Here is an 18,348-nt window from a genome sequence, read left to right as displayed (position 1 = left end):
TACTTTAGTATAAAATATATACTGTGTAAAAATTAAGAGAATAACAATATACCTACTTTAATATTGTTATTCTCAACTATAAATTTATTTTCTTTAATTATTCTTATATATTAAACTTCGCAACTAAACTGCTAAGCTCCTGTGCAAGTTCAGCTTGATCCTTTGCAACTCTTGTAACTTCCTCTATTGAATTTGTAGTCTCCGTAACATTTTCAGAGATTTCATAGGTACTTGCTGTAGCTTCCTCAACTGCACTTGCTATAGCCTCTACCCCTACATTAATCTGCTGAGTTTTTGTTGATATTTGATCTGTTCTATCTGCAAAGTCGTGTACTAGTGCACCTACATACTCCGCATCCCTTTGGTATTGTAATCCAGTATCTACTAAAACCTGATAATCAACAATTACCTTTTCATCAATAAAGTTTAATATACCCTCTGCATTTTCTGATAGGTTTTTAAATGCATCCTGAACCTGTTTTGTCATTTGTTGAATGCTAGTTACAGTTTCCGCTGATTGTTCTGATAGCTTTCGAACTTCTGAGGCTACAACTGCGAATCCCTTTCCTTGCTCACCTGCCCTTGCAGCTTCTATAGCTGCGTTTAAAGCTAACAGGTTAATTTGATCTGAAATGCTAGAAATAACATTTGCCATAACTCCTATTTCTTCTACCACTTTACCATCAGCAATTGCATTTATAATTTTTTCTTGTTTTTCTTTATATGTAATCTCAGCTACTTCCTTAGATCTTACTGCATTGTTGTTCATTTCCTTTGCTCTAACTTCTATGTCCTTAGCTGATTTATTGCCTTCAGTTGCCCTACTTAGTAAGTCCTCTGTTGATAAATGTATGTCTTTACTAGAATTAATAATTTCTTCTGTTGAAGCACTTGTTTCCTCCATACCTGCAGCTATTTCTTGCGAACCTGAGTTTATACTTTGGGTTTGTCCATTTATAACCTCAACTGCAGCACTTAGCTCCTGGCTAGAAGAACCTAAATTATGAGATTTGTCTATTATATCTTGAATAATAGACCTTAGGTTTTTATGCATTTCATTTAAATAATTAACTAGTACGCCAACTTCATCTCTACTGTCATGGTCTAATTCCTGTATTGCTAAATTTCTATTAGCAATTTCCCTTGCAAAGTTTACAGCAGTATGTATTGGTCTCGTTATACTAGTAGTGATTACAAATGCTATTAGTATAGATATTACTATGATACTTATAATTACGGTTATAATAATGCTCTTTGCCATGTTGCTACTATTAATAGTTATATTGTGTATTTCCTGTGCATGGCTCTTTGTTGAATTAATTAACTTAGACATGTTCTCACTTATTAACTTAACTTGACTTGCACATACTGTCTTTGTATTAGCTTTAGCCTCTTCATACTTTCCTTCTAGAGTTAACCTTGTAGTCTCCTCTCTTATTGGCTTCCAGTCATTAAATGCATCACGTGCATTATTAACTATGGACTTATCCCCCTCAAAACCTTGATAAACAGCATCAAATTCCTTTAAAATCTTTTCTTCAAGATCCGCTGCAATCTTTACAGAGTTTTCGATTTCTAATGGATTTGTAGACATTACTACATCCTTCATTTCTCTATGAATCTTGACTATATCGGTTTCTATCTGTAGTGCCGTATTGCTTATCGTAAATGACTGCTTGTACATCTTTTCTGTTAATTTACTTAAATCTGTTAAGTATTTAACCCCTATACCTCCTAAAACTCCAGAAAGTAAAATAACAATAAGAAAACCTACTCCTATCTTTTGATACAATTTCATACTTTTAAACATTTCCCCACATCTCCTTTATTTTCAAAAAAAAGCACCTATGAAATCATAGGTGCTTAATAATTAAAATTACAGTTTTAATAACTATAGTTAATATAATTCGGCAACCTGGCTATCATTGAATAATTTATTATCTTTAGACCCATGGCTTTGCGTCCTTACCTTTCGATAAGTTTGCTATTATCGTCAATCTAATATTAAGTTTTGTAGGAAGTAGTCCTATTACTAATTATACATCTTTTATTATAAACATAACTTTATTACATTTTTACCTTTTATTACAATATCGTTCATTTTCGTATAAATATTAACCTTAAATACTCTAAAAACCTTATTTTACTTAGTGTTACTATACACCTTTTCCTGAATCTGTAACATCTACAAGGTCTCCTGGAAAGGTTTCGAATATGGTTTGACTTAATAAATACTCATTTTGAAATCTTATAACCCAGGAATGAACAATTGCTAATGGAACAGAAAATGGCACCTTCTTAGTACGATAATTTTCTAAACTATCAAGGAAAAACGCCTTTTCTTCCTGGGAAAGCTCATTTGAAAAATACCCAAATAGATGAAGAAGCATATTTATATTACGCATAGTAGTTGGTGCAATAGATAGAGCTTTATGTAGATAATGCTCATACTCATTAAATAAATCATCGATATCTATTTTCTTATGGTCACCTATTATTTGACCTAGCTTCTTTTGATTTCCTGGACTATGTGCCATAAGTAGATACTTATTCTCACTTTGAAACCCAATTAAAGATTCTATACATTTCCTTTTCTTAATCTCTCTAAAATCAACAAAAGTGAATATTTTAGTTAAAAAATGTTCTCTTATATTATAGTTTGTAAGTCTCCCCTCATCTTCAATAGGGACTTGATTAAACCTAGTTACAATCTTGTCTGCAAATAACCCTCTACCTTTTTCTACTACAGATGCAGACTTTCCATGATTATTATATACCTTTACATCTCTAACTCCACAGGAAGGGGAACGACTCTTTAGTATTGCCCCATGTATCTCATCAGATGACAATTCCTCTATAAATTTATCAGAGAATTCATTTACCTTATCAGTTAAGTCCTCTCCTGATTTAGAGAAGACTATTCTTTTTCCATTATCATTTGAAATTATCCTTAATGCCTCTCTAGGAATTGGTAGTCCTACAGCAACTTCTGGACACACTAATACAAAATTTACGTATGGCTTAAGTTTATTAACAAATGGACTTTTTGCAACTGCCCCATTATATCTGCAAGCTTCATTTTCTATACAATTACTTATTAAAATAGTAGGTTTCTTAAAGACTCTCATGACAAATTCAACCTCTCTTAATATCCTTTATTACTTAATTAAAAGATTACCCACTAAGATTATTTTTTATACTTATATAAAAAAAGAGTTGCAGCGATATAAATACCACTGCAACTCTTTCCTCACCATATTTTAGTCAATTACCCCATTAAACTTATATTATAAAAAACTAATTCTACACCTTACCACATCATTTTACAGTATTTTTTATGATGTAGCTAGTTTCTAAGGACCTAAGTTTAAGTCCTTTCTATATATAATACGATTTATAATTTGTAATCCTTGCAAAATTTAAATACTTTGCACATATTTTCCTAATTACTCAAATTTTTTAATAAAAAGAGTGTGTAAGACTAATCTTTACACACTCTCCTATTATGTAGCGATTTTTATATTGAAATAGTTAATTGGTGTACTATGTTTTACTTAGTAGTTGTAGTAGTTGTTGTACTACTCACAGGAGTCTTAGCTTTATTAGCTACATTCCCCTTAGCCTTCTTTACTTTTATAGCATACATAATGTTTTTTACACTTTCATCCTTGTACTTTTGGATAGTAGCAGTTGAATCTAGTGCTTGAAGCTTCTTTATTAGGTTAAGCTTCCCTGGAGTTATGCCATACTTCTTTGCCTCATCATGAAGAGATAATGAAACGCTTTCATTTTGTATAACTGCTTTTTTCTTATTTTTCTTTAAAGCTTCAGCAGCACCTGCATTTGCTTCACACTTTATTTTATCCGCAGTTGTTTTATTATTTGTTTCTGATGTAATTGCAACAACTGTTGATCCATCCTTTGTAATATAGTTATTACGTACAGAAGATGAAACTATTGTGTTAACAGCATTTTTAACACTAAGACCTGTTATCTTTACACCGCTTAATACCTTCTTACCTTCTTTATTACTCACTTCAACCTTTATAACCTTACCAGATGCATTTAATCCAAGTTCTATACTTGGCTTACTATCTAGGCTAAGGTATGATACTGGCTTTTGAATACTAGCAAGTGCTGAACTACCCCCAAGGCATAAAACCGCCATACAAGTTGCAGCTGCTATTTTCTTTTTCATAAGATTTCCTCCTTAGTAATTAAATTTTTCTTGGGATTCCATTTGTCTTAATGCATCTGTTAATATGCTTTATATACAAATTTAATATCTTCCTAATATTGATAGAACTTAAATCTTCAAAGTATATAGGTGTAATATTGTTACGTGGTAAAAAATTCTACAAATCTCATTTTTGGTTGTTTAATTCACTTTGATAATTTAAGTTAAATTTTCTACTAAGAATACATTAATAATCCCTTCCATATATAAAACGATTCACCATAAGAAATCCTTGCACTTTTAAGCTATTTATATTTAATAATAAAAAATTTATATGCAATATTCCTTCGTTAATTGTGTATAATCAGTTATTTATTTAACAGCAAAACCCTTAAGCTACCAAACTTACCGCTTAATTTTTTCTTAAAAACTTAAATACTATATTCCCTTACTCCAATTCTCTTTGTATAATGATTAATGTATTAAATTAAATAGAATTAACATGTAAAAGATAATGTTTTATATTTTTTATATTAAAATAATACGATATTAATTATTACTCGGAAAGGATGTGATTTTGTGGCTCATCATATTGTTGAAGAAGCTAAAAGATGTTTACAATGTAAGGTACCTAGATGTAGAACAGGTTGTCCAGTTAATACTCCTATAAATGAGGCTATTGCTATGCTTTTAGAGGGCAATATTGTGGAGGCTGGAGAAAAGTTATTCTCAAACAACCCTCTTTCAATTGTTTGTTCATTAGTATGTCCACACGAAAGATACTGTGAAGGTCATTGTGTACTTTCACATAAAAGCAACCCTATTCACTGGAGTTCTATTGAGCATTATATATCTGACTACTATCTAGATAAAGTAAATATAAATACTACGATAGACCCAAACAAGAAAGTAGCTATTGTAGGTTCAGGGCCTGCTGGAATTACAATTTCAATTATTCTTGCATCAAGGGGTTATGATATTACACTATTTGAAATGAATGATAAGATAGGTGGGGTTCTAAGATACGGAATACCAGAATTTAGATTACCTAATACTATTATAGATAGATTAACGGAAAAACTAAAATCTATAGGAGTTAAGATAAAACCTAATAGCTTAATAGGCTCTGTTCCTACTATCAATGATATATTTAGAGACGGATATAAGGCTATATTTATTGGTACAGGGGTTTGGAGACCTAATCCTTTAAACATTAAAGGAGAACATCTAGGTCATGTACACTACGCTATAGACTACCTAAAAAATCCTGATGTACATAACCTAGGTAAGAAGGTTTGTGTAATTGGCGCAGGAAATGTAGCTATAGATGTAGCTAGAACAGCTCTAAGAAAAGGCATAAAGAAAGTAGACATAATGTATAGAAAAGGCGAAGAGGATATGTCAGCTAGTAAGCATGAAATAACATATGCTAAGCTTGATGGAGTTAACTTTGAATTCTACAAAACCCCTGTTGAATTTAATGACGATGGAATAATATACTTAGATACTGAAAAGGTTACAGAGGACGGCAATGAAAAAGTAATAACCTTAGAAGCTTCTAAGAAACTATTTGAGGCAGACTCTATTATTATAGCAACTGGTCAAATGGCACGTATGAATACCTTCTCCTACTCAAAGGACCTTGAATTAAATGAATTTGGACTAGTTAAGGCAGATGAATTCGGACGTACAAGTCGTGATGGTGTTTTCGCATCAGGAGACGTAGTAACTGGTGCTAGAACCGTTGTAGAAGCAGTAAAGTTCTCTAAAAAAGTAGCAGATGCAATCGACGAATATATATCTGGAATATAAAACACTTTTAAGAATAATCAAAAGGTGCAATTGTTTAAAACAATTGCACCTTTTAGACTTATTATAGAGTGATCTATTCTATTAACTTGTTTGCTTAATTTGTTCAATAGCTAACTAGCGCTAATACCCCCGCTTTTATAAGTGGTGGGATGGGCGGTGGTATAGGCGATGCTAAGCTACTAGATAAAGACTTCTAAAAATCAATGGTATTAAAAATCCCCTGATTCAAGAATTCTGTTTATAGTAATGTCTATTTTGTAGTAATGTCTATATTTTACTTGTTACCTTTGCCGTTGCTGCTTGCTTTACCGTTTGCACTAGCATTATTTGTTTTGTTGTTTGAAGTGTTCTTAACTGTAGTCTTTACCATACTCTTTGTAGTAGTGTTGTTTGACTTAGTCATTGTCTTATTTATCGTCATTGTCTTATTCTTATTAACTACAGTAATATTCTTAGTCTTAGTGCTTGTAGCCTTCTTAGTTTCTTCTACATTATCTTTAGTACTTACATCAGTCTTGTCAGTTGTAGTGTCAGTTGTTGTAGTTCCTGGTGTAGTTGCTGTAGTTTTAGTTGTATCTGTAGTTGTATTTGTATTTGTAGACGTAGTTGGTGTTGTTGAAGTTCCTGGTGTATTTGTTGTTGACGCTGTTGTTCCTTCTGTCTTATCAGTTACAGTAGTTTCAGCTTTATTAGCAACATTGCCCTTACCCTTCTTCACCTTTATAGCGTACATAATATTCTTTACGCTTTCATCTTTGTACTTTTCTACAGTAGCAGTCTTGTCTAATACTTGAAGCTTCTTTATTAGATTAAGCTTTCCTGGAGTTATATTGTACTTCATTGCTTCTTCACGAAGAGATAGTGAAACCTCTCCCTTTGCTATAGCTGCTGTTTTATCGCTTTCCTTTAAAGCTTCAGTAGCACCTGCTTCTGCTGCTGTTTTTATCTCATTTGAAGTTTCTTTATCGTCTGTTTCTGCTGTAAGTGCAACAACTGATGAACCATCCTTAGCTATGTAATTCTTTTGGATAGCTGATAGAAGTAGTGTATTAACAGCCTTCTTAACATTAAGACCTGTTATCTTTACTCCATTAAGTATCTTGCTACCATCTTTATTACTTCCCTCAACCTTTATAACCTTACCAAATGCATTTACTCCTATTTCTACACTTGGATTAATGTCTAAGCTAAGGTATGATACTGGTGTCTTGTATTGAGCATATGCAGCTCCCCCTCCACCTAAACATAAAACTGCCATACATGTTGCTATTGCAATTTTCTTTTTCATATAGTTTACCCTCCATCATATCTACTAAATATACCAGGGATTGTATTTATCTTTAGTGTAGTTAATTCGTTGAGTCTTTAGATCTTATTTGATTTAACCTAAGTTTAAGTTAGCATTTATATTAGTCACTATTAAAGGGCTTCAAAGTTGTAACCTTTAAAAATGCTTATTTGATAGCCAAAGTTATATGTACTGAATATGTGATATAGAAATTATATAAATCATGTCTACATGGTTTTTATTTTTATATTGTGGTTAATCACAATTTCTAAAGACTCACTTTCAACCCCTTCTATACATAATACGATTTAGCTTTATAAATCCTTGCAAAGTTTTTTAAAATTTTTTTGAAATATTTTTATAAAGTAAAATAAAAGGGATTAGAATACTTTCTCTAATCCCTTTTATTATTATTTTGTAGATATATCTATGTTATTCTTATTCCATTTATCCCTTAATGTCTTTAGTCTATCTACTGCATCCTTTAGAGTTTCTGTCTTCTTCGCAAAATGCAGTCTTATTAGATGATTCACTGGTTCCTTAAAGAAACTAGAGCCTGGGACAGCTGCTACCCCTACTTCTTTAATCATCCATTCACAGAATTCTACATCAGCAATTTTACCACCAGTAAATTCACTTATATCAACAAGTACATAGTATGCACCTTGTGGAGTTATAAATTTTAGTCCCGCTTCATCTAGACCCTTTATGAATAAGTCCCTTTTCTTTGTATATAATTCTTGAAGATCCTCATAATATTTATCTGGCATCTCAAGCCCTGGAATCGCTGCCTTTTGAAGTGGTGATGCAGCCCCAACAGTTAAAAAGTCATGTACCGTACGGGCTTTATCTATAATATATGATGGCCCTATTATATAGCCAAGTCTCCATCCAGTTATAGCATAGGTTTTTGATAGCGAACTACATGAAATAGTTCTCTCAAACATCCCCTTTAATGAAGCAAAGTAAACATGTTTATTTGGTTTCATAACTATATGCTCATATACCTCATCAGTTATAACAAAGGTATCATGCTTCTCTGCCAAATCCGCTATAAACTGCAATTCTTCCTTTGTAAATACCTTCCCTGTAGGGTTAGAAGGATTACATATAATAATAGCCTTTGGCTTTTGTTCAAATGCACGGGTCAATTCATCCTTATCAAAGTTAAAATTAGGAGGGTTTAATGGAACATATATAGGCTCTGCACCTGATAAAACAACATCAGCTACATAATTTTCATAAAAAGGAGAAAACACTATAACCTTATCTCCTGGTTCACAAGCAGTCATCATAGCTACCATCATAGCTTCAGTACTTCCACAGCTAACTACTATATCAGTGTATGGGTCAATATCTATTCCCATAAATTTTGACTGCTTCTTAGCAAGTGCCTTTCTAAATTCCTCAGAACCCCATGTTATCTCATATTGATGAGGGCCTTCCTTTGCTACCTTCTTAAGCTCCTTCAATAACTCTTTAGGTGGGTCAAAGTCAGGGTAGCCTTGAGATAGATTAATGGCACCATATTGGTTAGATATTCTAGTCATTTTTCTAATTATAGACTCAGTAAAAAAGTCTAAACGCTTACTTACCTTTGGCATATGTATCACTCTCTATTCTTGTAATATTTTAGTCCTCTAAGCTATTTATCTGTATAGTAAATTGTTATTTTATATATTAACATTTTTTTCATTATTCTAAAACATCCTCATAAACAGCTCATTTCCATACCCTTCTACCTTCACTTCTCATATATAATTAAAATTATGTTTTAACCAGTAATTGACATGTAAAATTATTCCTGATATAATTCACATTATTCACATGGGTTTAGTATACTATAAAATAACTCTTAAGTTAAAAGTAGGTGATTAGATATGAATTTGGACCTTTCATTTATGCAGAAGCATATACCTGTTTTTATAGATGCAAGCATCTTAACCTTCCAGATAGCACTTATAGCTATAGCGCTATCTATAGGAATAGCTATTATGAACAACTTCATATATCAACTAAATATTAAACCCCTCTCATTTATTGTTAAGGCTTATGTTGAGGTTGCACGTAACACTCCTTTTTTAATACAGTTATTTTTTCTGTATTTTGTTCTACCGACCTTTGGAATAAAGCTTAGTGGATTTGTTGCTGCAACTATTGGTCTTAGCTTCTTAGGGGGAGGATATATGACAGAAAGTTTTAGGGCAGGGATAGAAGCAATTTCAAAACCACAAATTGAATCTGGATTATCAATTGGACTAAGCAGATTCGAACTTCTTAAGTATGTGATACTTCCACAGGCTGTAAACATATCAATACCAGCCTTAATTACAAACGCTATATTCCTACTTAAGGAAACATCAGTAGCATCTGCTATAGCTGTTCCAGAACTTTTACACACTACAACTGGACTTATAGCAATCTACTACAAAACATATGAAATGCTTCTTATGCTAACAATTTTCTATGTGGTTTTATTTGTACCAATTTCACTATTACTATCCTTTTTAGAAAGGAGGATGAAATATGGACAATACGGGGCTTAACCTTGTTATAAAATCACTGCCACTTTTATGGGATGGACTACAGCAAACACTATATGTAGCAGTGGTCTCAATCATAATAGGGATATTAGGTGGTATATTATTTGGAATTATAAGATCTTCTAAAAACATATTATTTGGAATCATAACAAGAATATTTATTGAGTTTTTTAGGGCTGTTCCACTTTTAGTATGGCTGTTTATATTTTTCTTCGGTCTTCCACTTGCATTTAATATGGATATCTCTGCTAAATCTACATCTATTATAGTTTTTTCACTTTGGGCTATTACCGAAATAGGTGAAATAGTTAGAGGTTCCATAGAGTCCATTCCAAAGGGACAAGTAGAGGCTGGAAAGTCACTAGGACTTAATAGACTAGAACTATATAGATATGTTCTTTTACCACAGGCTATTAAAAGAACCATACCATCAAGTATAAATGTGTGTACAAGAGTTATAAAAACTACTTCCCTTACAGTTTTAATTGGGGTTGTGGAGCTTATAAAAGTTGGACAACAAATTATTGAAAGAACTAGTCAATCAGCAGTTATATATACAAGCTTATTTGTTATATATTTTCTGCTTTGCTACCCTCTTTCACTATACTCTAAAAAACTTGAAGGAAAATTCTCGCTTTAATCCGATAGTAAATCATGTTGAAAAGGAGGATTAGTTATGGAAGAAAAGATATTTAAAGAAGAGGAAGTTTTAATTGAACTTCATAATGTTAATAAATTCTTCGGGGACAAGCACATCTTAAAGAATATAAACTTACAAATTCATAAAGGTGAAGTTATTGTAATCCTAGGCCCAAGTGGCTGTGGAAAAAGCACACTACTAAGGTGTCTTAATGGGCTTGAGGATGTTCAGTCAGGTGAAATAAACTTTAAAACTAAGCTACTCACCTCTAAAAAAACAAACTGGAGACAGATAAGACAAGATATAGGAATGGTTTTTCAAAGTTATGAACTTTTTCCCCATATGACCGTAATGGATAACATACTTCTTGGACCACTAAAGGTTCAAAGGAAAAAGAAGGAAGAGGTCCTAGGAGAAGTTGAAGTTCTACTTAAAAAGGTAGGCCTTCTAGACAAAAAGAACTCCTACCCTAGAGAGTTATCAGGTGGGCAAAAACAAAGAATTGCAATAGTTAGGTCACTAGCTATGAATCCTGAGCTTATGCTCTTTGATGAAGTTACAGCAGCTCTTGATCCTGAAATGGTCAAGGAGGTTCTAGAGGTTATTCTATCACTTGCTAATGAAGGAAGAACTATGGCAATAGTAACCCACGAAATAGGCTTTGCAAGGGCCGTAGCCGACAGAATTATCTTTATCAATGAAGGTGAAATTTGTGAAATAAGTGACCCAGTGTCTTTCTTTAAAAATCCTAAAACAGAAAGAGCTCGTCACTTCTTAAGCCAATTCACATATATAGAAAACATGAAAGGAAGGGATATTAAATGAAAAAACTTTTAGCACTAATAACAATCTTATTACTATCAATAGGAGTATTCGTTGGATGCGGTACTAAAGAAGCTGCAACATCATCTAATACAGAATCAAATAAATCTTCTAATATAAGTTCAATCGAACAAATAAAGAAAAACGGAAAAATTAAGATTGGTGTATTTACAGATAAACCTCCATTTGGATTCGTAGATGAAAAGGGCAAAAACGATGGATTCGACGTTGAACTTGCAAGAAGATTTGTAAAGGATCTACTTGGAGACGAATCAAAAATTGAATATGTACCATTAGAGCCAGCTAACAGAGTACCATATCTTGAATCAAACAAGGTTGATCTAATTATGGCTAACATGACTGTAACTGATGAAAGAAAAGAAAAGGTTGATTTCACAAACCCAATCCTTAAGGTTTCTATACAATTAGCAACTAAGAAGGGCTCAGGAGTAGATTCTGTTGAATCACTAAAGGGCAAGAAGCTTATAGTTACTAAGGGAACAACAGCTGATATATTCTTCTCAAAACTAGTTCTTGAAAAGAAGCTTGATGTTGAACTTCTAAAATTTGACAACGTTACAGAATCATTTAACGCACTTAAGGATGGACGTGGTGCTGCTTACTCAAATGACAACCTACTTCTATTTGGATGGGTTAAGGACAACAAGGACTTTAAAGTTCTAGATGAAACATTTGATGAACCAGCTACAATAGCACCTGCCGTTAAGAAGGGAAACAAGGAACTTCAAGATTGGATAAACAAAGAACTTGAAAACCTTGGAAAAGAAAAATACCTACACACACTTTATGACAAATACCTTAAAAATGAATTTGGTAATGCAGTAAAGAATCCTGCTGAGGTAGTTGTTGAAGGTGGAATATTAAAATAGTTCTCCTTTTATTCATATAATAAAAGAGTGGTTAGATTTATTGTCTAATCACTCTTTTTATGATTATTTTATCATGCTTATAGATATATTTAGCCTATAATTCCCATGCTTTAACACATCATCTAAAAGGATATTTAACTCCTCTTCTGACTCTACCTTTACCTTAAGCATATAGCAGCCGTCTCCACTAATTCTATGAGCCTCTATTATTGAAGGTTCATTTTTTATGTAAATTTGAAATCCTGCATGATTGTTTGATTTCATAATTACAGTGATAAACGCAATATAACATTTACATATCTTAAGTTCATCTATAAGTATGGTATATGCCTTTATAATCTCCTTTTCTTCAAGTCTTTTGATTCTCATACCGACAGCCTGTCCTGTCATATGAATCTCATTTCCTATGTCCTTCCACTTAACCTTAGAATTTTTCTTTAATATATTTAATATCTTAAAATCAATTTCATCTATCATCATACACAATCCTTTCATGGCGAAAGTAATTCATTGTTTCCCTTTCATCAAGTTATTACCCGATTTTTACAATTTTATTATAATCTAATTATACTAAAACAAAAATTTTTTAATAGGTGGTGCTTTTATGAAACAAGCTCTTATTTTAGTTGATATTCAAAATGACTACTTTCCTGGTGGAAAATTTGAACTTGCTAATACTTCAAATACAGTTAAAAATATAAGAAAACTTCTAGATTACTTTAGAGATAACTCCTACCCTATTATTCATATTCAACATATTTCTTTAAGTGAAGATGCAACTTTTTTCATAAAGGATTCTGTTGGAGTTGAAATTTATAAGGGTGTAACACCAATAGATGGAGAACATTTAGTTCAAAAGAATTATCCAAACTCCTTCTTTAAAACTAACCTTATGGAAATCTTAGAAAAGGAAGATATCAAGAATGTTGTTGTATGTGGAATGATGTCTCATATGTGTATAGACTCTACTGTTAGAGGTGGCTTTGAACTAGGACTTAAATGTACATTGGTTGAAGACTGCTGTACAACCCGTGACCTTGTTATAGGAGAAAAGAAAGTTAACTGGGAAAATGTCCACAACTCCTTCATGGCTTCACTTTCTACCTTCGCTAAGGTTATAACAGTGGATGATTTTATTAAAAATGCTTAATGAATATAAAAAGCTAGGCAAAATGCCTAGCTATATTTTTCTTATAAACTTTACTTTATTATTTAAAATCTTATATCGAATTTATTATGCCTTCTTAACGAATTCAGACTTTAAGCTCATAGCTCCGAATCCATCTATTTTACAATCGATATTGTGATCACCATCAACTAAACGTATATTTTTTACCTTAGTACCTTTTTTTATGTCTGATGATGCTCCCTTTACCTTAAGGTCTTTGATTACTATTACAGTATCCCCATCATTTAGGACATTTCCATTTGAATCCTTAACAACGCTTTCGTCTTCACTACTTCCACCTTCAGAACCTGCAGTCCATTCATGTGCACATTCTGGGCAAATAATTAGATTTCCATCTTCATAAGTATATTCTGAATTGCACTTTGGGCAATTTGGTATGTTAGACATAATTTTTTTCCTCCAATAATTAACTTATTTATATAATAATTATTTTAAACTTAATTTTATAATTTCTATTATGATATTAATCAAATAATCTTATTTACATAAAAAGTAATATAAAGTTTTTCTTATATGCTTATATACTATCATAGTATTACTATCTCGACAAACCCTCGCTGAGGCAACCCTTACTATATATTTATTTAAACTTGTACATTTTTCTTCTCTGATAATTTTTCCTTTAAGTACTTTACATGATCATCAATGTACTTATGCTCAAGCTTTCTAACATCAAACTTAAATATTTTAAATGCAAATTGTACACTGTAGCCTACCCCGACTACCATAATTAAAGTTCCAATCCCTGCACTTCCTCCTAAAAGATAGCCAATAATTAGTACTGAAAACTCCATAGAGTTTCTAACAAATCTAACAGACTTATTAGTCTTTTTCGTTATTGCTACCATTATCCCATCACGAGGTCCTGAACCTAGTCCTACACTAATATAGAAGTAAGTAGCGATTCCCATAATAAATATTCCAATAAGCATAGTTATAACTCTTAATATCATGCTATGGAATACTGGAATTACATCATTTAGCATAAGTAGATCCATAAATATACCTATAAAAAACATATTGCATATAGTTCCGATTCCAATTCTCTCTCCAAGTTTCCAGTCAATAATCAAAATTACTAATCCAGTTACGATGTTTGCTTGCCCCATTGTAATGCTAGTAAGTTTTGATAATCCTTGATGATAAACATCCCAAGGGGATAACCCTAAGTCTGCATTAATAGTCAATGCTATACCAACTGCATATAGGAAAAGACCTAAAAATAACTTTAACAAAGTTAATAAAGATTTTTTCATCTTATAATCCTCCGAAATTCTAAAAATAATTACTATACAATTATAAGATATAAAAGCTATTAGTACACTCTATTACAAAAAGAATAAATGATTATTAACACCTTTTCTAGACTATAATGTATAACAAGAAAGCTTTTTAAAGTCTTCTCATATGTTAAATTTCGTCACCTTCCTAATTGAAATTAATTATCAACTATGTTATCATTTTTATATGTTTTAGCAATAATTTCAATTATGACGAACACAAATATAAATTTAAGGTGGTATACTTATGTCAATTTATGCAATAACTTATTATCTGAAGGAAGAATCACATTCATGTGGCTGTGAAGATCATGATCACGATCATCATCACCATGGACGCGATGACTATGAAATCACTTCTCATATAAAAACACTAGGTACATGGGCTCACTTTATGCCTACTAGTTTCTTAGTTAGAACAGAATTATCATCAAATGAAATCCTAGCAAAGCTTAAGGATTGTGTTGAGAGTAATGACTTAATATTTGTTACTAAGGTTGATAAGGATGACGTCGCATCATTAACTCCAGGTGTTGTTGAATGGATAAATAAATAGATTCCATAATAAGGACTGTATTAGAATAGCCTAGAGACATTATTTCTCTAGGCTATTAGCAATTTATTTACTTTAATTTAAAATATACTTAGATACATTTAGTACCTATTTTAGCTCCCTTTGAATACTTTTTAACAGCATCACCAAATGCCCTTATATTCTCTATTGGTGTATCTATTGGCATTTGACATCCTGGTCCTGCAATATATCCCTTTGGGCTATCTGATGCTTTTTCAATGCAGGTTTTTACTTCCCTATAAATATCATCTACACTTCCATATCTTAAAGTATCTACAGGTTCTACATTACCTACTATACAAACCTTATTTCCTATAGCTTGCTTTAATTCACCTATATCTTCACAGTTATCTACACTAAAGTTCCCTATATTCATATTACCTATATCATTCCATAGGTGTTTTGTCTTTCCACATATATGTAATCCTGGTTTTTGTCCTGTTATTTTATATATACCATCTATAGTTTTTTCAAGATATGGTTTACCAAATTCCTCAAAAACCTTATAACTTATAAGATTTCCTGAAATAAATGGATCATCTATTCCACATGCAATTCCAAAGTTATCATAAACAGTTTTAACAAAAATCAAATTACATTCTGTTAAATATTCTAATAATGTATGTAGCTCTTCTTTATTTTTCCTAAAGTCACGTAGAAGCTTGTCCGCTCCCCTTACTAAAGCTGCTAAACTTACAGGAGCTGCTATATCTGTACCAACTGGAACAAAGTCTCCTACTTCTTTTTGTAGTCTTTTTAATCCTTCTAGTACAATTGGAATTCTACCATCTTTATATGGGTCAATTAGTTTCAAACTACCTAGTTTACTATAATCATCAAGTATAAATTCCTCTACATAAGAAATGCTATCCTCAGTGTACTTAATTTTACTTCCTATAGCCTCTGCTATTCCCCTTAAAGTAAGTTTTGAAATTGCGGATTCTGCACCAAGTTCTCTAATTGCATATTTCTCTACTTCAACCATTAAGTCAACATTAAAATAGTAATCCTTTACCTTAACCCCTGCATATTTTGCAGCAGTTTCTCCAAGCATAAGTACATAGGGCAATCTGTCTACTTCATTTCCTTTAAAGTATTCTGATATTCTTTCCTTTGGGGTCATATTCTGTGATATATTATTCAATTTAATCACTTTCCTTTTAAATTCTTACAAAATATTGTCGAGTAGATTATATCCCATGTATCCTATCATTTAAATAGTTATTGGTTTTTTCAATACTAAATTAAATGTAATTTATTTTTCCTGATACCTATTTACTTTTTAGTCAAAATATTACAACAAATATAATCTAAATAAATGAACTTCTAAATTGTGATAGGCCATTTGTTAATTCTATTACAAAACAAAAGAAAAAGTTATATTTTGTAACATATGTTTTTAATTATGAATATGATAATATAAAGTATTTTTTTGGAGTTTTTTATGAGCTATACAACTAACAGACAACCTCAAGGCATCCTCATGAATAAGGAAGCATTTTTAAGAGAAGGAATGATTGCTGAAATTGTTGCTATTAATGATTATAGTAAATTCATTACTTTAACAAGCAACAAAGAAGTAAAGGATATCTTCCATCATATCATGGAGGAAGAAAAGGAACACTATGGAATGTTCCTTAATGCTCTAAGAGAAATTGATCTAGAGCAAGATCACCTTAGAGTTAAAGCTAAGGATCATGTGAAAATTCCTCATAGGGATAGAGATAAATACAAAGAATCTAGCTTTTCAAAGGAGAGCAAACATAATCTACTTATAAGTATTCGAGATGCTATTAAAGGGGAACTTGAAGCTATAGTACTATATGAACACTTTATAGAAAACCTATGTGATAAGAATCTTATTAAGTTAATAAAGAAAATAACTAAGGATGAGAAGGAACATGTAGAGGAATTAACACTTGCATTAACTCTTTTAGATAAGGACCACTATGGCCCTATCGAATGTTATTAAACTTTATATTAATACTTAACATAAAAATCTTAGTGATATTAACACTAAGATTTTTTAATTTCTATTCACACTTTATAAAAATTCACATAATATATCCCGAAAAAAGGAGAGTGATATTTATGTCAATCAATATTAATAATTCTGTTCAAGCTCAATAAACATGCCCTTCTGGATGTTGTACTGGAGATGAAATACTTTGCATCTCTATTCCTTGTCCTATAAGCATAGTGCTTTTAGGCCTTGATCTAACACTTGAATAAGCTTCAAATTTGTGTATAATTTGTAGTAATAGAATATATGTTAAATGTTTTCTAGGGTTCCGCAGCAATTTTGTTGGTCTGGACCGAGAGAAGACACACAGTTATCGCTGTGCCACGGAAGGATAAAAGCCTGGGAGATACTATTAAACAATTTATTTAATAGTTCTCCTAGGCTTTTGACTTTTAGAAATATTAATATTGGAGGTTTTTTATGAATACACAATGGATCAAGGTATTTATAGGTGCTTTTTTCGAGGTTCTATGGGTTATTGGCTTAAAACATGCCGATGGATTTTGGACATGGACAGGAACTATTTTTTCTATTATATTAAGCTTTTACTTAATGATAGAAGCTAGTAAAAAGCTCCCTGTAGGAACTGTTTATGCAGTTTTTGTAGGATTAGGTACAGGAGGAACTGTTTTATCTGAAATAATATTTTTTGGAGAACCACTTAAATTTGAAAAAGTAGCTTTGATTCTACTTTTACTTGCAGGAGTAATTGGGTTAAAGTTAATTACTCCTGTTAAGGATGAGAAAGGAGTTGATTTATAATGGCGTGGGCATCAATAATAGTAGCTGGATTATGTGAAATCCTTGGTGTTGCTATGATAAATAAATTCCAACAAACACGTAAAATATTATTTTTAATTATGGTAATGCTTAGCTTTATATCAGGTTTCATACTTCTTTCTTATTCAATGAAATCAATACCTATGGGTACAGCCTATGCAGTTTGGACAGGAATAGGCACCTCTGGTAGTGCAATACTAGGAATGATTTTCTTCGGTGAATCAAGAGACTGGAAACGAATCCTTTTTATATTAATGGTTTTATCCTCAGCAGTTGGATTAAAATTACTTGTATAAAAGTATTAAGTCCTTTTAAGCATATTTCTGCTTA

At 31.8% G+C, this 18,348-nt stretch carries 19 protein-coding genes and 2 riboswitches; of the genes, 10 read left to right on the top strand and 9 right to left on the bottom strand.

The annotated features are described in order from the left end of the window. Positions 1 to 103: 103 nt before the first annotated feature. The 3 genes from CLCY_RS08205 to CLCY_RS08195 form a co-directional block, all read right to left on the bottom strand. A complete protein-coding gene (locus CLCY_RS08205) occupies positions 104 to 1,810 on the bottom strand; it encodes a methyl-accepting chemotaxis protein (RefSeq protein ID WP_048570628.1) in 1,707 nt (568 codons plus the stop codon). A gap of 96 nt (positions 1,811 to 1,906) precedes the next feature. Next, a riboswitch (cyclic di-GMP riboswitch) is annotated at positions 1,907 to 1,996 on the bottom strand. A gap of 160 nt (positions 1,997 to 2,156) precedes the next feature. Continuing rightward, positions 2,157 to 3,128 carry a YbgA family protein gene (locus tag CLCY_RS08200; RefSeq protein WP_048570627.1) on the bottom strand — a complete coding sequence of 324 codons (972 nt, stop codon included), beginning with the start codon at positions 3,126 to 3,128 and terminating at the stop codon, positions 2,157 to 2,159. A 422-nt stretch (positions 3,129 to 3,550) separates the two neighbouring features. Then, complete coding sequence (locus CLCY_RS08195) at positions 3,551 to 4,198, bottom strand: anti-sigma-I factor RsgI family protein (RefSeq protein ID WP_053083290.1); 648 nt, start codon at positions 4,196 to 4,198, stop codon at positions 3,551 to 3,553. A gap of 558 nt (positions 4,199 to 4,756) precedes the next feature. On the opposite strand from CLCY_RS08195, the gene CLCY_RS08190 reads away from it, so the two are divergent. Next, positions 4,757 to 5,989, top strand: a complete 1,233-nt coding sequence (locus tag CLCY_RS08190; protein WP_048570626.1) for an NAD(P)-dependent oxidoreductase — start codon at positions 4,757 to 4,759, stop codon at positions 5,987 to 5,989. 274 nt (positions 5,990 to 6,263) lie between these two features. On the opposite strand, the gene CLCY_RS13355 is transcribed toward CLCY_RS08190, so the two are convergent. Together CLCY_RS13355 and CLCY_RS08180 are read right to left on the bottom strand one after the other, a co-directional pair. After that, positions 6,264 to 7,277, bottom strand: coding sequence for an anti-sigma-I factor RsgI family protein (locus CLCY_RS13355; RefSeq protein WP_053083289.1), 1,014 nt, complete (start codon positions 7,275 to 7,277; stop codon positions 6,264 to 6,266). 410 nt (positions 7,278 to 7,687) lie between these two features. Continuing rightward, complete coding sequence (locus CLCY_RS08180) at positions 7,688 to 8,881, bottom strand: pyridoxal phosphate-dependent aminotransferase (protein ID WP_048570625.1); 1,194 nt, start codon at positions 8,879 to 8,881, stop codon at positions 7,688 to 7,690. Between the two features lie 276 nt (positions 8,882 to 9,157). On the opposite strand from CLCY_RS08180, the gene CLCY_RS08175 reads away from it, so the two are divergent. The 4 genes from CLCY_RS08175 to CLCY_RS08160 are packed head-to-tail and all read left to right on the top strand — an operon-like array spanning position 9,158 to position 12,172. Further along, positions 9,158 to 9,823 carry an amino acid ABC transporter permease gene (locus tag CLCY_RS08175; RefSeq protein WP_048570624.1) on the top strand — a complete coding sequence of 222 codons (666 nt, stop codon included), beginning with the start codon at positions 9,158 to 9,160 and terminating at the stop codon, positions 9,821 to 9,823. After that, a complete protein-coding gene (locus tag CLCY_RS08170; protein ID WP_048570623.1) occupies positions 9,804 to 10,460 on the top strand; it encodes an amino acid ABC transporter permease in 657 nt (218 codons plus the stop codon). Before CLCY_RS08175 ends, CLCY_RS08170 begins: the two co-directional genes overlap by 20 nt. Before the next feature lie 36 nt (positions 10,461 to 10,496). Beyond that, on the top strand, positions 10,497 to 11,285 hold the full coding sequence (locus tag CLCY_RS08165) for an amino acid ABC transporter ATP-binding protein (RefSeq protein ID WP_048570622.1): 789 nt from the start codon (positions 10,497 to 10,499) through the stop codon (positions 11,283 to 11,285). After that, complete coding sequence (locus CLCY_RS08160; protein ID WP_048570621.1) at positions 11,282 to 12,172, top strand: transporter substrate-binding domain-containing protein; 891 nt, start codon at positions 11,282 to 11,284, stop codon at positions 12,170 to 12,172. The genes CLCY_RS08165 and CLCY_RS08160 overlap by 4 nt, the downstream gene beginning before the upstream one ends. A gap of 63 nt (positions 12,173 to 12,235) precedes the next feature. Here CLCY_RS08160 and CLCY_RS08155 read toward each other — a convergent pair whose 3' ends face one another. Next, positions 12,236 to 12,649 (bottom strand): Lrp/AsnC family transcriptional regulator, encoded by a 414-nt coding sequence (locus CLCY_RS08155; RefSeq protein WP_242844959.1) that lies wholly within the window; start codon positions 12,647 to 12,649, stop codon positions 12,236 to 12,238. 127 nt (positions 12,650 to 12,776) lie between these two features. On the opposite strand from CLCY_RS08155, the gene CLCY_RS08150 reads away from it, so the two are divergent. Next, on the top strand, positions 12,777 to 13,322 hold the full coding sequence (locus tag CLCY_RS08150) for a cysteine hydrolase family protein (protein WP_048570619.1): 546 nt from the start codon (positions 12,777 to 12,779) through the stop codon (positions 13,320 to 13,322). Between the two features lie 84 nt (positions 13,323 to 13,406). Here CLCY_RS08150 and CLCY_RS08145 read toward each other — a convergent pair whose 3' ends face one another. Together CLCY_RS08145 and CLCY_RS08140 are read right to left on the bottom strand one after the other, a co-directional pair. Next, a complete protein-coding gene (locus CLCY_RS08145) occupies positions 13,407 to 13,748 on the bottom strand; it encodes a zinc ribbon domain-containing protein YjdM (RefSeq protein WP_048570618.1) in 342 nt (113 codons plus the stop codon). 197 nt (positions 13,749 to 13,945) lie between these two features. Continuing rightward, a complete protein-coding gene (locus CLCY_RS08140) occupies positions 13,946 to 14,617 on the bottom strand; it encodes a YczE/YyaS/YitT family protein (protein ID WP_048570617.1) in 672 nt (223 codons plus the stop codon). Between the two features lie 271 nt (positions 14,618 to 14,888). Here CLCY_RS08140 and CLCY_RS08135 point away from each other — a divergent pair, with 271 nt between their 5' ends. Then, positions 14,889 to 15,197, top strand: a complete 309-nt coding sequence (locus CLCY_RS08135) for a hypothetical protein (RefSeq protein ID WP_048570616.1) — start codon at positions 14,889 to 14,891, stop codon at positions 15,195 to 15,197. Between the two features lie 88 nt (positions 15,198 to 15,285). Here CLCY_RS08135 and CLCY_RS08130 read toward each other — a convergent pair whose 3' ends face one another. Then, positions 15,286 to 16,368 (bottom strand): uroporphyrinogen decarboxylase family protein, encoded by a 1,083-nt coding sequence (locus CLCY_RS08130; RefSeq protein ID WP_423230494.1) that lies wholly within the window; start codon positions 16,366 to 16,368, stop codon positions 15,286 to 15,288. Positions 16,369 to 16,659: 291 nt separating this feature from the next. Between CLCY_RS08130 and CLCY_RS08125 the strand changes: the two genes are divergently transcribed. The 3 genes from CLCY_RS08125 to CLCY_RS08115 all read left to right on the top strand — a co-directional run bounded on the left by CLCY_RS08125 (position 16,660) and on the right by CLCY_RS08115 (position 18,314). Beyond that, the gene (locus tag CLCY_RS08125; protein ID WP_048570615.1) at positions 16,660 to 17,187 is read left to right on the top strand and encodes a ferritin family protein; all 528 of its coding nucleotides are present in this window, start codon (positions 16,660 to 16,662) and stop codon (positions 17,185 to 17,187) included. Positions 17,188 to 17,487: 300 nt separating this feature from the next. After that, positions 17,488 to 17,586: riboswitch (guanidine-I (ykkC/yxkD leader) on the top strand. A gap of 72 nt (positions 17,587 to 17,658) precedes the next feature. Then, positions 17,659 to 18,000: a DMT family transporter gene (locus tag CLCY_RS08120; protein WP_048570614.1), complete on the top strand. Its 342-nt coding sequence runs from the start codon at positions 17,659 to 17,661 to the stop codon at positions 17,998 to 18,000. After that, positions 18,000 to 18,314 carry a DMT family transporter gene (locus CLCY_RS08115; protein ID WP_048570613.1) on the top strand — a complete coding sequence of 105 codons (315 nt, stop codon included), beginning with the start codon at positions 18,000 to 18,002 and terminating at the stop codon, positions 18,312 to 18,314. Before CLCY_RS08120 ends, CLCY_RS08115 begins: the two co-directional genes overlap by 1 nt. Positions 18,315 to 18,348 lie beyond the last annotated feature (34 nt).

This window comes from Clostridium cylindrosporum DSM 605 (assembly GCF_001047375.1).
Taxonomy (GTDB): Bacteria; Bacillota; Clostridia; order Clostridiales; family Caloramatoraceae; genus Clostridium_AB; species Clostridium_AB cylindrosporum.
This window is presented reverse-complemented; position numbering and strand designations above follow the sequence as displayed.

Bases quoted from the DNA above. Each gene is read 5' to 3' on its own strand.
- CLCY_RS08205 (WP_048570628.1), bottom strand. From the start codon at position 1,810: ATGTTTAAAAGTATGAAATTGTATCAAAAGATAGGAGTAGGTTTTCTT.
- CLCY_RS08200 (WP_048570627.1), bottom strand. From the start codon at position 3,128: ATGAGAGTCTTTAAGAAACCTACTATTTTAATAAGTAATTGTATAGAA.
- CLCY_RS08195 (WP_053083290.1), bottom strand. From the start codon at position 4,198: ATGAAAAAGAAAATAGCAGCTGCAACTTGTATGGCGGTTTTATGCCTT.
- CLCY_RS13355 (WP_053083289.1), bottom strand. From the start codon at position 7,277: ATGAAAAAGAAAATTGCAATAGCAACATGTATGGCAGTTTTATGTTTA.
- CLCY_RS08180 (WP_048570625.1), bottom strand. From the start codon at position 8,881: ATGCCAAAGGTAAGTAAGCGTTTAGACTTTTTTACTGAGTCTATAATT.
- CLCY_RS08175 (WP_048570624.1), top strand. From the start codon at position 9,158: ATGAATTTGGACCTTTCATTTATGCAGAAGCATATACCTGTTTTTATA.
- CLCY_RS08170 (WP_048570623.1), top strand. From the start codon at position 9,804: ATGGACAATACGGGGCTTAACCTTGTTATAAAATCACTGCCACTTTTA.
- CLCY_RS08165 (WP_048570622.1), top strand. From the start codon at position 10,497: ATGGAAGAAAAGATATTTAAAGAAGAGGAAGTTTTAATTGAACTTCAT.
- CLCY_RS08160 (WP_048570621.1), top strand. From the start codon at position 11,282: ATGAAAAAACTTTTAGCACTAATAACAATCTTATTACTATCAATAGGA.
- CLCY_RS08155 (WP_242844959.1), bottom strand. From the start codon at position 12,649: ATGATAGATGAAATTGATTTTAAGATATTAAATATATTAAAGAAAAAT.
- CLCY_RS08150 (WP_048570619.1), top strand. From the start codon at position 12,777: ATGAAACAAGCTCTTATTTTAGTTGATATTCAAAATGACTACTTTCCT.
- CLCY_RS08145 (WP_048570618.1), bottom strand. From the start codon at position 13,748: ATGTCTAACATACCAAATTGCCCAAAGTGCAATTCAGAATATACTTAT.
- CLCY_RS08140 (WP_048570617.1), bottom strand. From the start codon at position 14,617: ATGAAAAAATCTTTATTAACTTTGTTAAAGTTATTTTTAGGTCTTTTC.
- CLCY_RS08135 (WP_048570616.1), top strand. From the start codon at position 14,889: ATGTCAATTTATGCAATAACTTATTATCTGAAGGAAGAATCACATTCA.
- CLCY_RS08125 (WP_048570615.1), top strand. From the start codon at position 16,660: ATGAGCTATACAACTAACAGACAACCTCAAGGCATCCTCATGAATAAG.
- CLCY_RS08120 (WP_048570614.1), top strand. From the start codon at position 17,659: ATGAATACACAATGGATCAAGGTATTTATAGGTGCTTTTTTCGAGGTT.
- CLCY_RS08115 (WP_048570613.1), top strand. From the start codon at position 18,000: ATGGCGTGGGCATCAATAATAGTAGCTGGATTATGTGAAATCCTTGGT.